The sequence below is a fragment of the Micromonospora sp. RP3T genome (assembly GCF_003027925.1).
Classification (GTDB): Bacteria; Actinomycetota; Actinomycetes; order Mycobacteriales; family Micromonosporaceae; genus Micromonospora.
In genome coordinates this window covers 1-13,692 of record NZ_PYPS01000020.1, presented here as the reverse complement: position 1 = coordinate 13,692, position 13,692 = coordinate 1, and the positions used below count along the sequence as shown (strand labels likewise).

The window sequence follows — 13,692 nt, the reverse complement described above, 5'->3', positions numbered from 1 at the left end:
ATGGGTGACCTTTCGTCGGGAGTGGTGTCGGCGGACGCAGACACCGGGAACGGCGCGGGTCGGCACCGGTCCGGCGCGGGCCGGGGCCGGTGTCACCGCGGCGGAGAAGCCGGCCGGTCGGACGGCCGAGCGGTGGAGAAAGCCGGTCGGACAGCCGAGCGGCGGAGAAGGCGGTCGGTGACCGGCCACAGGGGAGATGTCGGACGACGGGCGGCGTCTGGCGCCGGCATCCGGGTCCACGAGCAGGCTAACCCGACCCGCCGCGGCGGGCAACCGGATCACCGGTGCCGCCGGGCCGGACGCTTCGTTAGGGTGAGGGCACCCGCCGCACCGGGAAGGCCCGCACCGTGACTGCTACGACAGTGGTCGACCAGGTCGATCTGGGCGATCACGTCTGCTGGATACACGACGACGAGATCGACGCGCTGGAGGCCGTGGGTCGCTTCGCCGCGGCCGGTCTCCGCCGCGGCCACAAGGTGGTCTGTTTCACCGAGACGTGGACGCCCCAGGCGGTCCGCCTGCGGGTCGACGCCGTCGGGGTCCCCACCGAGGCCGCCGTGGCGGCCGGGCAGCTGCGGATCCTGCCCGCCCTGGACGCGTTCCCGGGCTCCGGACGACCCACCCCGGCCGCCCTGGCCGACACGGTCCGCCGTGAGGTCGACCGGGCCCGGCACGAGGGCTACCCGGGGGTACGCCTCAGCGGCGACATGGCGTGGGTGCTGCGGTCCGGCGTCAGCCTGGACGAGCTGCGACGCCACGAGCAGGCGCTGGCCCCGCTCTTCCCCGACGGCCGGGTCGCCGGCCTGTGCCTGTACGACCGCCGACGCTTCCCCGCCGAGCAGCTCCGCCTGCTCACCGCGGCCCACCCGGGCACCGCCGGGCCGCTCACGCCGCGCACCTGGTCGCCGCTGCTGCGGGCCTACCGGACCGGGGATCCGCCCGGGTTACGGCTGGTGGGGCAGGTGGACCGCAGCAACCGTGACGCGTTCGTGGCGCTGCTGGGTGAGCTGACCGCCCTGGCCGGTCCGGCCCCGGTGCTGGACCTGACGGAGCTGAGCTTCGCCGACGCCGGCGCGGCCACCGCGCTGGCGCGGGCCGGCCGGGCCAGCCGCACCGGCATCCGGCTGGTGGGATGCCGTCCGGCGCTGGACCGGCTGCTGCGTGTGTTGGACGGCGTGCCGGCCTGAGCGCCGCCACCGGCGCACCGTCCACCCGGACGAGCGCCACCGCCGGTCCGTCGGCGGTGGCCACGCCGGTCGTCGGGGCCGAGGGTGGGGCGGGCGGGGTGCTCAGTGACCGCGCGCGATCCACTCGTCCAGGTGCGGCGCCTCCGCGCCGACGGTGGTGTCGTCGCCGTGCCCGGTGTGCACCACCGTCTCCGGCGGCAACGTGAGCAGGCGGGTGCGGATCGACTCGACGATGAGCCCGAAGTCGCTGTACGACCGACCGGTCGCGCCCGGCCCGCCGGCGAAGAGCGTGTCGCCGGTGAGGACCACGCCCAGTTCCGGGGCGTACAGGCTGCACGCTCCCGGGCTGTGCCCGGGCGTGTGCAGGACCCGGAGCGTGGTGCCGCCGACGGTGACCGTCTGCCCGTCGGTGAGGTCGCCGTCCGGCGGCGTGTCCGGGTGGACCTGGTCCCACAGCACCCGGTCGGCGGGGTGCAGCAGCACCGGCGCCCCGGTGACGCGGGCCAGTTCGGGGGCGACCCGGACGTGGTCGTCGTGGGCGTGGGTGGCCAGCACCGCGAGCACCCGCCGGTCGCCGACCACCTTGCGGATGGCGGCCACGTCGTGCGGCGCGTCGACCACCACGCACTCGTGGTCGTCGCCGATCACCCAGACGTTGTTGTCGACGTCGAACGTCTGCCCGTCGAGCGAGAACGTCCCGGACGTGACGGTGTGGTCCACGTGCGCGGTCACGGGAAGACCACCACCGAGCGGAGCACGTCGCCGTGGTGCATCCGGGCGAACGCGTCCTCGACCTGGTCGAGAGCGATCTCCTCGGTGACGAACGCGTCCAGGTCGAGCCGGCCCTGACGGTAGAGCTCGGTGAGCATCGGGAAGTCGCGGCTGGGCAGGCAGTCGCCGTACCAGCTCGACTTGAGCGCGCCACCGCGACCGAACACGTCGAGCAGCGGCAGCTCCAGCGTCATCTCCGGGGTCGGCACGCCGACCAGCACGACGGTGCCGGCGAGGTCGCGTGCGTAGAACGCCTGCTTCCAGGTCTCCGGGCGGCCGACCGCGTCGATCACCACGTCGGCGCCGAACCCGCCGGTGACCGCGCGGATCGCCTCGACCGGGTCGTCCTCGGAGGCGTTGACGGTGTGGGTGGCGCCGAACTTCCGCGCCCAGTCGAGCTTGCGGGAGTCGGTGTCGACCGCGACGATCGTCGTCGCCCCGGCCAGCGCCGCGCCGGCCACCGCGGCGTCGCCGACACCGCCGCAGCCGATCACCGCGACGGAGTCGCCCCGGGTCACGTTGCCGGTGTTCATGGCCGCGCCGAGACCGGCCATGACGCCGCAGCCGAGCAGGCCGACGGCGGCGGGCCGCGCGGACGGGTCGACCTTGGTGCACTGGCCGGCGTGCACGAGCGTCTTCTCGGCGAACGCGCCGATGCCCAGCGCGGGCGTCAGCTCGGTGCCGTCGGTGAGCGTCATCTTCTGCGCCGCGTTGTGGGTGGCGAAGCAGTACCAGGGACGGCCGCGCCGGCAGGCCCGGCACTGCCCGCACACGGCCCGCCAGTTGAGCACCACGAAGTCGCCGGGGGCCACGTCGGTGACGCCGTCGCCGACCTGCTCGACGACGCCGGCGGCCTCGTGACCGAGCAGGAACGGGTAGTCGTCGTTGATGCCACCCTCGCGGTAGTGCAGGTCGGTGTGGCAGACGCCGCAGGACTGGACGCGGACCACCGCCTCACCCGGCCCCGGGTCGGGCACCACGATGGTGGTGACCTCCACCGGCGCGCCCTTGCGCCGCGACACGACTCCCCGGACTTCCTGACTCACGGCAGTTCTCCTTCGTTCTCGGTCCCCCACCGAACCTACCGCCGATCATGACCGACGGCGCGACGCCCGCCGGTTGACGTGTCCGCTGGGCCAATTGTCGGGCGGCGGGGTCGGCGGTCCGCTCAGGCCGGCACCGCCACCGGCATCCGTCCGTCGGCCAACCGGCGGCGGGCGGCGTTGCGGTAGCGCAGCACCTGCACCGCGCCGACCGCCCAGAGCAGGTACTGCACCGCGAACGCCCACCGGAACGCGGACAGCGGCGGGGTGTCCCGGCCGGTCGGGGTGGCCAGGTCGAGCACCACGCCGATGGCCAGGATCAGCAGGATGGAGGCGACGAACCCGCCGACGTTGACGATGCCGGTGGCGCTGCCGATGCGGTGCACCGGGTTGAACGTCCGGGCGTAGTCGAAGCCGATCACCGAGCCGGGGCCGTTGACCGCGAGCACCACGACCAGCGCGACCAGCAGCGCGTGCGGGGCGCGGCCGGGCCAGAGCAGCACCACCGCCCAGACCGCGGCGGTGGCGGCGGTGATGCCGAAGACCAGCGCCGAGCGGTGGAACGGGTGCCTGGCGCACAGGTGCGCGACCACCGGGCCGCAGACCAGCGTCACCACGGTCATCAGAGTGAGCAGCCCGGCCGCGGCGGTCGGCGGGAAGCCCTGCCCCTGCACCAGGAACGGGTAGCCCCAGAGCAGCGCGAACACCGAGCCGGAGAACTGGGCGACGAAGTGCGTCCACAGGCCCAGCCGGGTGCCGGGCTGCGCCCACGCGTCGGCGAGCTGCCGGCGTACCGCCGCCGGGCCGGGCGCCGGCGCGGCGACGTGCGCGGCGTGCGGGGTGTCCCGGACCACGACGAGGACCAGCAACAGCACGGTGCCGCCGAGCGCCGCCGCGGTCAGGAACGCCGGGGCCCAGCCCGCGTGGTGCAGCAGCGCCACCAGGGGTACGGCGCCGAGCACCGCGCCGAGTTGGCCGATGGTGCCGGTGAGCTGCACCAGCAGCGGGTTGCGCCGGCCCGGGAACCAGAACGCCACGATCCGCAGCACGCTGATGAACGTCATCGCGTCCCCGAGGCCGACCAGCACCCGGGCGGCGACGGCGAGGCGGACGTCGGTGGCGACCGCGAACACGAGCTGCCCGGCGACCATGAGCGCGCCGCCGGCCAGCAGCAGCCGGCGTGACCCGTAGCGGTCCAGCAGCACCCCGACCGGGATCTGCATGGCCGCGTAGACGGCGAGCTGCGCCACCGAGAAGGTGGCCAGCGCGGCGGCGTTGATGCCGAAGCGGTCCGCCGCGTCGACCCCGGTGACGCCGAGCGAGCTGCGGTGGAACACGGCGGCCACGTAAGCGGTCACGGCCACCGCGTAGATCAGCGCGGCGGGCCGGCGGGCGACGGTCACCGGAGCGTCCCGAGCATGGCGGCGGCGGAGTCGATGTGCCCGGCCACCGCGTCGCGCCACACCGCCGGGTCGTCGCCGTCGAGCGCGGCGAGCTGGGCGGCGTGCTCGGCGAGGGCGACCTCGGCCCAGCCGGGCGAGAGCCGGAAACCGGCCTCACCCATCCGTAGTTGCCGGTCACGCAGCCGGTGGTAGAGCTCGGCCAGGATCTCGTTGCCGGCGGCCTCCACGACCCCCGCGTGGAAGGCCCGGTCGGCGGCCATCAGGGCGGTGAGGTCCCCGGCGGCGTGCGCCCGGCGCATCTCGTCGAGCCGGCCGGCCAGCTCGCCGCGGAGCGCGGCACGGCGCGGCCACACCCGCTCGGCGGCGTGCAGCTCGACCAGGCGGCGGGCCTCGATCACGTCGGCGGTCTCCCGGGCGGACACCGGCCGGATCAGCGCGCCGCGTTTCGGGTAGAGCTTGACCAGGCCCTCCGACTCCAGTCGCAGCAGCGCCTCCCGGACCGGGGTACGCGACACCCCGGTCGCCTCCGCGATCTCCCCCTCGCTCACCAGTTGGCCGCCCGGGTAGATCTGCTCCAGCACGGCGCGCTTGAGGTGGCGGTAGGCCCGCTCGGCTGCGGACAGGCCGGTGCCGGTGCGGGGATACGTCATGTATCTATGATGGGCCGGGACGCTCGGAGGTCCCCGGCGGTGTGCGCGATGGTGGCCTGGACCACGTCGGGCGGCGCGTCACCCGCCGGGTGACGCCCAGAAGTCGCGCAGCAGCGCCGCCACCTCGACGGTCCGCTCGATCTGCGGCATGTGCCCGGTGTCGCGGAACAGGTGGCTGCGCGCCCCGGGCAGCCGGGCCCGGGCGTACGCCAGGTGCGTGGCCGGCAGGATCAGGTCGCGCTCGCCCCAGACCAGCAGCGTGGGCAGGTCGAGCGCGGCCACCGCGTCGAGCAGCTCGGCGCGCCAGCCTGGGCGTACCCCGCGCCATGTCCCCAGGTCGCGGACCAGCTCCCGCATCACGCGGGCCGCGTGCGGCTGCCGGGCCACCGCGAGCGCGGTGGCGATCCGCTCCTCGGTGACGTGGGCCGGGTCGACGAAGATGGCGCGCTCGGTACGGCGGGCGATCGCCGGGTGCGGGCGCAGCAGCAGTCGCGCCAGCGGGGGCACCGCCAGCAGCCGCAGCGCCACGGTCACCTCCCGGCCGAAGCCGGCGCTGTTGAGCAGTGCCAGGCCGGCCGCCCGGTGCGGCGCGTCGGCGGCCAGGCGCATGGCCACCGCCCCGCCGAGCGAGTTGCCGACCAGTTGGGCCGGGCCGGTGACCCCGGCGGCGTCCAGGAACCCGGCGACCGCGCCGGCCAGGGCGGGCAGCGTGTGCGGTCCGGGCAGCGGCGCGGAGCCGCCGTGGCCGGGCAGGTCCACCGCGAGCACACGGTGGTCGCGGGCCAGCGTGGCGTGCAGCGCGGTGAAGTCGTCGAGGGTACGGCCGATGCCGTGCAGCAGCACCACCGGCGGCCCGTCGCCGGTGGTGCGGCAGCGCATCCGCAGACCGGCCACGGTGTGCTCGTCGGCCGGTGGCAGCCCGACCGTCACGCCGGGCGTCCCGGCTCCCGCCCGACCGCGTCGTCGGGGGCCGACCCGGCCGCATCGGCGACGCCGGTGGGCACGGGCGCGTCCTGCGCACCGACCGGCGGGGCGGTCGGTGCCGGGCGGGGCGCGGGCACCCGGGCGGGTCGTGGGCGCATGCCCAGGGCCAGCACCCGGCCGTACCCGGCGGGGGCGAGGCGACCGAGCAGGTCGGGCAGCTTGGCCGACCAGCCGATCAGCACCCGGCCGCGCCGCCGCTGCGCGCCGCGCAGGATGACCTCGGCGGCGACGGCCGGGTCGATGGTCAACAGCTTCTCGAACTGCCGGCTGCCGACCCCGTACTCCTCCAGGGAGACGCCGCTGCCCACCCGCGCGTTGGCGACGATGCGGGTCCGGATGCCGCCCGGGTGCACCGAGGTGACGCCGATCCCGTCGTCGACCAGCTCGTGCCGCAGCGCCTCGGTGAACCCGCGCACGGCGAACTTGCTGGCCGCGTACGCGGTCTGCCCGGCCGGGGCGATGAGACCGAAGAGGCTGGACACGTTCACCAGGTGGGAGCCCGGCTCCGCCTTGAGCGAGGGCAGCAGCGCGTGGGTCAGCCGCACCACGGCCCGGAAGTTGATCTCGATGACCCACAGGAACTCGTCCAGCGTGACCTGGTCGAACCGGCCGCCCAACGCGACGCCGGCGTTGTTGATCAGCAACCGGATCCGGGGATGCGCGTGGCGGATCTCCGCGGCGACCCGGTCGGTGGCCTCGGCGTCGGCGAGGTCGACCACGTAGGTGTGGATCTCCCGGTCCAGGTGCCGGGCCCGGATCGACGCGACCACCGCGGCCAGCCCGTCGGCGTCCCGGTCGAGCAGGACCAGGTCCGCGCCGCGCCGGGCCAGGCCGTCGGCCAGCGCCGCCCCGATGCCGCTGGCCGCGCCGGTGACGACCGCCGTGCCGCCGGGAAAGTCGAGATCACGCATCGGTACCTCCGGGGGCGGCCACGGCCGCGGCGGCCGGCGCGCCGGCACGGGCGAACCGGACACCGTCGGTCAGCGGCCCGTGCCGCATCAGGCGCACGTCGCGAGGATAGTTCTGGTGCAGCCGCCACGGCGCGCGCGGGCCCTGCTTGGGCAGCTGGTCGACCGCGCGCATCACGTACCCGGACTTCAGGTCGATGATCGGTACGAGATCGTCGGTGTCCGGGGCGAGCGGGGTGACGATCTGCTGGCCGGTGTCGTCGAGGTGGCGCAGCAGCCGGCAGACGTACGTGGCGACCAGGTCGGCCTTCAGCGTCCAGGACGCGTTGGTGTAGCCGATCGTCATGGCGAAGTTCGGCACGCCGGAGAGCATCATGCCCTTGTAGGCGATGGTGGCGGCGAGGTCGACGTCGGCGCCGTCGACGGTCAGCGTCATGCCGCCGAGCGCCAGCAGGTTGAGGCCGGTGGCGGTGACCACGATGTCGGCCGGCAGCTCGTCGCCGGAGGCGAGCCGCAGGCCGCGCTCGGTGAACGTGTCGATGGTGTCGGTGACCACCGACGCCCGGCCCTCGGCCAGCGCGGTGAACAGGTCGCCGTCCGGCACCACGCACAGCCGCTGGTCCCAGGGGTCGTAGCGGGGCGAGAAGTGCCTGTCGACGTCGTACCCGACCGGCAGTCGACCCTTCGCGGCGCGGCGCAGGAACCGCTTCACCAGGCCGGGCGCCCGGCGGCTGAGCTGGAAGTTCACCACCCCCAGCGTGACGTTCTTCCCGCGCGCCACCGCGTACGCGGTGCGCGGGGGCAGCCAGCGCCGCGCGGCCTCGGCGAACCTGTCGCGCGACGGGAGCGCGATGACGTACGTCGGGGAGCGCTGGAGCATGGTGACGTGGGCGGCCCGCTCGGCCATGGCCGGGACCACGGTCACCGCGGTGGCGCCGCTGCCGATCACCACCACCCGCTTGCCGGTGAAGTCGAGCCGCTCCGGCCAGTGCTGCGGGTGCACCAGCGTGCCGGCGTACCGTTCGACGCCCGGCAGCGGGGGCGTGTAGCCCTCGTCGTAGCGGTAGTAACCGGAGTTGGTGAACAGGAAACCGCAGGTGATCGTGGTGTCCTCGCCGGTGTCGTCGCGACGGGCGTGCACGGTCCAGCGGGCGGTGGCGCTGTCCCACTCGGCCCGGGTGACCCGGTGGTGGAAGCGGATGTGCCGCTCCACGTCGTACTCGCGGGCGGTCTGCCGGACGTACCGGCGGATCGACTCGCCGTCGGCGATCGCCTTCGGGTCGGTCCACGGCTTGAACGAGTAGCCGAGCGTGTACATGTCCGAGTCGGAGCGGACGCCCGGGTAGCGGAACAGGTCCCAGGTGCCGCCGATGGCGCCCCGGGCCTCCAGCACCGCGTAGGTCTTCCCGGGGCACTCGCGTCCCAGGTGGACGGCGGCGCCGATGCCGGACAGGCCGGCGCCGACGATGAGAACGTCGACGTGGTCGGAGGCCATGGCTTCTCCCGTTCTCCCGCGGTGACCGGACCCTATCCACCGCCCCGGACCCCGGTCAACACCCTGTCGAGTCCGATCGACAGGGTGTTGAGCGGGTGTAGCATCGGCCGACATGACCACCGCCCGGACGCCGACCGGCACCACGCCGAACCGTGGACGGCGGGCCGGCCGCTCCACCGGCGACGACCGGGAGGTGGCGATCCTGGCCACCGCCGAGCGGCTGCTGCGGGAGCGCGCGTTCGGCGACATCTCCATCGACGACCTGGCGCGGGGCGCCGGCATCTCCCGGCCCACGTTCTACTTCTACTTCCCGTCCAAGGACGCGGTGCTGCTCACCCTGCTCGACCGGGTCACCGAGGAGGCCGACGCCGCCGCCGGCGACGTGCTGGACCGGCTCGCCGAGGATCCGCGCGCCCGGTGGCGGGAGCTGATCGCCCGGTTCCACGCCACCTTCGGCGGCCACCGCGACGTGGTGCTCGCCTGCGCCCAGGTGCGCGGCACGAACGCCGAGGTCCGGCGGCTCTGGGCCGAGGTGCTGGAACGCTGGGTGCGCGCGGTGCAGGCCGCGATCGAGATGGAACGCGCGCGCGGCGCGGCCCCGGACGCGCTGCCCGCCCGGGACCTGGCCATCGCGTTGAACTCGATGAACGAGCGGGTCTGGTACGCGACGTTCGCCGGCGACGGCCCGGCGGTGGCCGAGCGGGACGTGGTCGACGTGCTGCTCGACGTCTGGCTGACCGCGATCTACCGCACCACCACACCCCCCGTCACGCCGTCCGATCGAACTCCATGATCCAGTTGGTCTCCCAGGTGCGTTCGCCGTCGGTGGAGAACGCCTGCTCCCAGCGGCAGGAGGCGGCGGTGATCGCCGACCAGAGGAACCGGCAGCGCACCGGCCGTCCCTCGTCGGAGTCGTCGGCGTGGAACGTGCCGACGCCGTCGGTGAACCGGCCCACCACCGGCGGCAGCTCCAGCACCCCCCGGCGGCTGTTCATCCAGTAGATCGACCAGAGGCCGGTCGCCGGGTCGAGGAGCCGCACGGTGGAGCCGGAGAAGCCCCGGCTCGGGCAGCGCATCTCGTCGAAACTGCCGGCGCCGTCGAAGAACGACCGCGCCTCGCTGACGCCGGTGAACTCGTCCCAGTCGTCGCTGCCCACGTGACGCTCGCGCAGCCGCCGGTTGGTCACGTCCCAGGCGCCGACGAGGAAGTCGAAGTCGCCCATCAGCGTCCCACCGGCCCCTCGGCGCGGGTGTCGGCCAGGTAGCCGGCCAGGTCGGTTTCGTCCGGCGCGAGCAGGTGCCGGACCCAGGCGGCGCGCTCGTGCTCCAGCACGCCCAGCTCCCACACGCAGCCGACGCCGGGCCGCGTCAGGTCGACGAAGTGCGCCGGGTCGTCGTCCGGGCAGGCCAGCGCCGGTTGCCCGGCGATCGCGATGCGGCACTCGACGACGTTGTCGAAGAACCAGCTGTACGCCAGCAGGTACGCCCCGGTGTCCGTGCCCCGGTGCAGCACCGTCCAGCTCACCGGCGGCGTGGTGCCGTCCGGGCCGGGCAGCAGCGCCGGCAGGTACGCGTACGCGGCGGTGACCACCTCCGGTTCGAGCCGGCGTTCGGGCTGGTCGATGTGGTAGCGCTTGACGTGCCGGCCGGCGACCTCGACGGTCCCCGGCACGGTCAGCTCCTTGTCGTGGAAGGCCATGCGCGGACGGTAGGGCCGCTTCCCTGACAGCTAGTGTCAGCGGAATGCGGGCCAGTCGACTCCTGTCCATCCTGCTGCTGCTCCAGGCGCACGGGCGGCTCACCGCCGCCGACCTGGCCGCCCGGCTCGACGTGTCGGCGCGCACCGTCTACCGGGACGTCGAGGCGCTGCACGCGGCCGGCATCCCGCTGTACGGCGAGGCCGGGCACGCCGGCGGCTACCGGCTCGTCGACGGCTGGCGGACCCGGCTGACCGGGCTCACCGCCGAGGAGGCCGACCGGCTGCTCTTCGCCGGGCTTCCCGGGCCGGCCGCCGAGCTGGGCTACCAGTCGGTCGCGGCGGCCGTGCAGCTCAAACTGCGGGCCGCGCTCCCCGCCCCGCTGGCCGACCGGGCCGCCCGGCTGGAGCAACGGTTCCACCTGGACACCCCGGGCTGGTACTCCGACGGGGACCCGTCGCCGCACCTGGCCGCCGTGGCCGAGGCGGTGTGGCGGGAACACCGGATCCGGGTCCGCTACCGGAGTTGGCGCGACGAGGTGACCCGGGTGCTGGAGCCGTACGGCCTGGTGCTCAAGGGTGGCCGCTGGTACGTGGTCGCGGCCCGCCCGGATCGGGCCGGGCCGGCCACCTACCGGATCAACCAGATCCTCGACCTCACCCCGCTGGACGAGCCGTTCGAGCGGCCGGAGTTCGACCTGCCGGCCTGGTGGCGGTCGCACGTGGTGGCGTTCCGGGCCGGGCTGCACCGGGACGAGGCCACCATCCGGCTCTCCCCGCGCGGGCGGGAGCGGTTGCGCGAGATCGGCAGCGACGTGGTGGTCGCCGCCGCCGTGGCGAGCGCCGGTCCTCCGGACGCGGCGGGCTGGGTGCGGGCCGTCATTCCCATCGAGTCGCTCACCCATGCGCACGGTGACCTGCTGCGGCTCGGCGCCGACGTGGAGGTCCTCTCCCCCGCCGACCTGCGCGCCCGCCTGGCCGGTACCGCCGCCGCGCTGGCCGCCCTCTACTCCCCGGCCGCCCCCGCTCCGGTCGCCCGTTGACCAAGGAGTTCGCGTCCGGGGTCGAGACCCACCTCGACGCGAACTCCTTGATCGATGTTGGTGGGCGGGCGGGAACGGCGGCGGTGCCCGGTCAGGGCAGCTCGGGTGGGTCGAGCCAGGTCCAGGTGCGCCCGTCGGAGGAGAGCCAGGCGCCCTTGCTGTCCGGCCAGCCGGTCTGCACGAAACCCCCGGGCACGGGACGCGGGTCGGCGCCCGGGCCGAGCGGCGCGGGTCGCAGCGTCGCGCCCCGGTCGGAACTGGCCACCATCAGCGGGTCCTCGTCCGCCGAGATGCCGGCCTGGACCGTCAACACCCCGTCAGGCCGCACCGCCGCCCGGATGGTGCGCTGGCCGACGCGGACGGTACCGGGGGTACGCGCCCAGTGGGCGCCGCCGTCGGTGCTGCGCCACACCACCAGGTCACCGCGGACCCGCCCGACCGCGTAGACGGTGCGCCCGTCCCACGTCGCGACCGCCGGCCCCCCGACATCGTCGGAGGCGGTGAGACCATCCGGGAACTCGTGCCGGGACCAGGTGCGACCGCCGTCGCGGCTCACCTCGACCGCGCTGCCGACGCCGACGATCCGCCCGTCGGGCTCGGTGCGCTCGCCGGTGAACCCGCTGACCCAGACGCCGGCGTCGGCCGGCACGCTCTCCACCAGCACCCCCATGCGCAACGCCGGCGGGCGGGTGAGCTGTGCCAGGTCGCCGGTGGCCGGATCGGCGGCGAGCAACGGCTCGTCGGCGGGCCCGGAACTGCCGAGCAGCCGCCAACCGGCCGGCAGCGCGTCCACCCGCCGAACCGTCACCTCCCGCCAGCTCGCGCCACCGTCGACGCTGGCGATCCATCCCTGCGAGAACGACCGGGACTGGTACGCGGCGACCATCGTGCCCGGCCCCGCGGATCGCAGGTCCACGTGGGCGTCGTTCGGCACCGGGAGCGGACCGGTGCGCCAGTGCCGACCGCCGTCGTCCGTGCCGGCCCACCGCAGCGGGCAGCCGGTGCGGCATTCGCTCCAGCGCAGGTAGACGTGGCTGAGGTCGCCGGCCGCCGGTTGGCCGGTGTTGACCTGCCGGCGGGGTTCGGCGGTCGGGGTGATCCCCGGCGTCGGGATGAAGTCCGGTGTGCGGTCCGGGGCCAGGCCGGGCGGCGGCGGGGCCGGGTCCGGTCGGGTGGCGGCCACGCCGGCGACGCCGGCCAGCAGCGCCACGGTGGCGACCGCCAGCAGCCGGCGACGGCTGCGACGCCGGCGGGCGACGGTGACGACCTGCGCGAAGTGCGGCTTGAAGCCGGCCTGGGCGGCGGTGTCGAGTCCGCGGAAGTCCAGCTCAGGCATGGAAGGCCTCCCGGTCCGGCCGGTTCGGCACGGATCGCGGCGACGTGGCGGGTGACCGGGGCGGGTCGTCCTCGCCGAGATACCCGGCCAACGCGCGGCGGGCCCGGACCAGCCGGGTCTTCACCGCCTCCGTCGAGCAGCCCAGGGCGGTGGCCACCTCGGCCACCGACAGGTCGGCGACGTGATGCAGGACGACGGTCTCCCGGGCCGGCCGGGGCAACCGCTGCAACGCCGCGACCAGGGCGACATGGTCCGCCGACAGGGCGGGGTCGTGCCGCTGCGCCGGGGTCAGCTTGCCGGAGCGGACCAGCCCGTGGAACAGCATGCGGCGGCGGTGCCGGGACCGGGCCACGTTCAACGCCACCGTGCGCAGCCACGCCTCCGGGTTGCTCAGCTCACCGAACCGGGACCGGCTGGTCAGCGCCCGGACGAACGCCTCCTGGACGACGTCCTGCGCCTCCGCGTAGTCGCCGGTCACGGCGTACATCTGCGCCACCAGCCGCGCCGCCGAGGCGGCGTAGACCTGGCTGACCTGTTGTTCCGGATCCACATCGGCCCCTCCCGTTCCGGTCGTCACATCCCTACGACCGGCGGGTGGAGGATCCGGTGACATTCCCGGACCACGTCCGTCAGGCGGTCGTACATGGACCCGGGCACCACGGGTCCGCCGCCCCGCTCGATGAGACGTTCGTGGTGCCGGATCCACGGGTCGGCACCGCTCCGATCCCGGGCGGGCCGTTCAGATGGACGAGCCGTGCCACCCCGCGTCACCCCCGTCCCGGCTGCCTCTGCGCGTCATCGTTGCATGTCAGGTGCCCACGTCGGTCGAGACGGTGATCGGGCCGCTCTCCGGGTGGTGGCAGGCGGTGAGTTGGGTGCCGCCGTCGCGGGTGGTCAGTGCGGGTGTCTCGGTGGCGCAGCGGTCGGTGGCTTTCCAGCAGCGGGTACGGAAGCGGCAGCCCGATGGCGGGTTGAGCGGGGTGGGGACGTCGCCGGTGAGGCGGATCCGGCCGGCGGGGCCGAGGGTGGTGACGTCGGGGATGGCCGACAGCAGCGCCCGGGTGTAGGGGTGCTGCGGTCGGGTGTAGATGGCGTCCCGGTCACCGATCTCGACGATGGTGCCGAGATACATGACCGCGACGCGGTGGCAGAAGTGGCGGATCACGGCGAGGTCGT

15 protein-coding genes are annotated in these 13,692 nt (G+C 74.8%); 3 read left to right on the top strand and 12 right to left on the bottom strand.

Translation table 11 applies throughout. The features are described 5' to 3' along the window. Positions 1 to 347: 347 nt before the first annotated feature. Complete coding sequence (locus tag C8054_RS17160) at positions 348 to 1,187, top strand: MEDS domain-containing protein (RefSeq protein ID WP_107157811.1); 840 nt, start codon at positions 348 to 350, stop codon at positions 1,185 to 1,187. Positions 1,188 to 1,289: 102 nt separating this feature from the next. Here C8054_RS17160 and C8054_RS17155 read toward each other — a convergent pair whose 3' ends face one another. The 7 genes from C8054_RS17155 to C8054_RS17125 all read right to left on the bottom strand — a co-directional run bounded on the left by C8054_RS17155 (position 1,290) and on the right by C8054_RS17125 (position 8,441). After that, positions 1,290 to 1,919 carry an MBL fold metallo-hydrolase gene (locus tag C8054_RS17155; RefSeq protein WP_107157810.1) on the bottom strand — a complete coding sequence of 210 codons (630 nt, stop codon included), beginning with the start codon at positions 1,917 to 1,919 and terminating at the stop codon, positions 1,290 to 1,292. Then, positions 1,916 to 3,004: an S-(hydroxymethyl)mycothiol dehydrogenase gene (locus C8054_RS17150; protein ID WP_107157809.1), complete on the bottom strand. Its 1,089-nt coding sequence runs from the start codon at positions 3,002 to 3,004 to the stop codon at positions 1,916 to 1,918. The genes C8054_RS17155 and C8054_RS17150 overlap by 4 nt, the downstream gene beginning before the upstream one ends. A gap of 122 nt (positions 3,005 to 3,126) precedes the next feature. Next, positions 3,127 to 4,404: a nitrate/nitrite transporter gene (locus tag C8054_RS17145; RefSeq protein ID WP_107157808.1), complete on the bottom strand. Its 1,278-nt coding sequence runs from the start codon at positions 4,402 to 4,404 to the stop codon at positions 3,127 to 3,129. Next, positions 4,401 to 5,054 carry a GntR family transcriptional regulator gene (locus C8054_RS17140; protein WP_107157807.1) on the bottom strand — a complete coding sequence of 218 codons (654 nt, stop codon included), beginning with the start codon at positions 5,052 to 5,054 and terminating at the stop codon, positions 4,401 to 4,403. Before C8054_RS17140 ends, C8054_RS17145 begins: the two co-directional genes overlap by 4 nt. Positions 5,055 to 5,132: 78 nt before the next feature. Beyond that, positions 5,133 to 5,984, bottom strand: coding sequence for an alpha/beta fold hydrolase (locus C8054_RS17135; RefSeq protein WP_107157806.1), 852 nt, complete (start codon positions 5,982 to 5,984; stop codon positions 5,133 to 5,135). Beyond that, complete coding sequence (locus C8054_RS17130; protein ID WP_107157904.1) at positions 5,981 to 6,949, bottom strand: SDR family oxidoreductase; 969 nt, start codon at positions 6,947 to 6,949, stop codon at positions 5,981 to 5,983. The genes C8054_RS17135 and C8054_RS17130 overlap by 4 nt, the downstream gene beginning before the upstream one ends. Beyond that, a complete protein-coding gene (locus C8054_RS17125; RefSeq protein ID WP_107157805.1) occupies positions 6,942 to 8,441 on the bottom strand; it encodes an NAD(P)/FAD-dependent oxidoreductase in 1,500 nt (499 codons plus the stop codon). Before C8054_RS17125 ends, C8054_RS17130 begins: the two co-directional genes overlap by 8 nt. Positions 8,442 to 8,553: 112 nt before the next feature. On the opposite strand from C8054_RS17125, the gene C8054_RS17120 reads away from it, so the two are divergent. Further along, on the top strand, positions 8,554 to 9,234 hold the full coding sequence (locus tag C8054_RS17120; RefSeq protein ID WP_107157804.1) for a TetR/AcrR family transcriptional regulator: 681 nt from the start codon (positions 8,554 to 8,556) through the stop codon (positions 9,232 to 9,234). On the opposite strand, the gene C8054_RS17115 is transcribed toward C8054_RS17120, so the two are convergent. Continuing rightward, entirely contained in the window at positions 9,209 to 9,664 is a 456-nt protein-coding gene (locus C8054_RS17115) for a hypothetical protein (RefSeq protein WP_107157803.1), read from the bottom strand. The genes C8054_RS17120 and C8054_RS17115 overlap by 26 nt on opposite strands. Further along, the gene (locus C8054_RS17110; RefSeq protein WP_107157802.1) at positions 9,664 to 10,140 is read right to left on the bottom strand and encodes a hypothetical protein; all 477 of its coding nucleotides are present in this window, start codon (positions 10,138 to 10,140) and stop codon (positions 9,664 to 9,666) included. Before C8054_RS17110 ends, C8054_RS17115 begins: the two co-directional genes overlap by 1 nt. Positions 10,141 to 10,184: 44 nt before the next feature. Here C8054_RS17110 and C8054_RS17105 point away from each other — a divergent pair, with 44 nt between their 5' ends. Continuing rightward, entirely contained in the window at positions 10,185 to 11,180 is a 996-nt protein-coding gene (locus tag C8054_RS17105; protein ID WP_107157801.1) for a YafY family protein, read from the top strand. A gap of 91 nt (positions 11,181 to 11,271) precedes the next feature. On the opposite strand, the gene C8054_RS17100 is transcribed toward C8054_RS17105, so the two are convergent. From C8054_RS17100 to C8054_RS17090, 3 genes are all read right to left on the bottom strand, one after another. Beyond that, entirely contained in the window at positions 11,272 to 12,516 is a 1,245-nt protein-coding gene (locus tag C8054_RS17100; RefSeq protein ID WP_107157800.1) for a sialidase family protein, read from the bottom strand. Further along, on the bottom strand, positions 12,509 to 13,066 hold the full coding sequence (locus C8054_RS17095; protein WP_199199803.1) for an RNA polymerase sigma factor: 558 nt from the start codon (positions 13,064 to 13,066) through the stop codon (positions 12,509 to 12,511). The genes C8054_RS17100 and C8054_RS17095 overlap by 8 nt, the downstream gene beginning before the upstream one ends. Before the next feature lie 258 nt (positions 13,067 to 13,324). Beyond that, positions 13,325 to 13,692: oligopeptide/dipeptide ABC transporter ATP-binding protein (locus C8054_RS17090; protein ID WP_368854613.1), on the bottom strand; the 368-nt coding region annotated here is incomplete at its 5' end.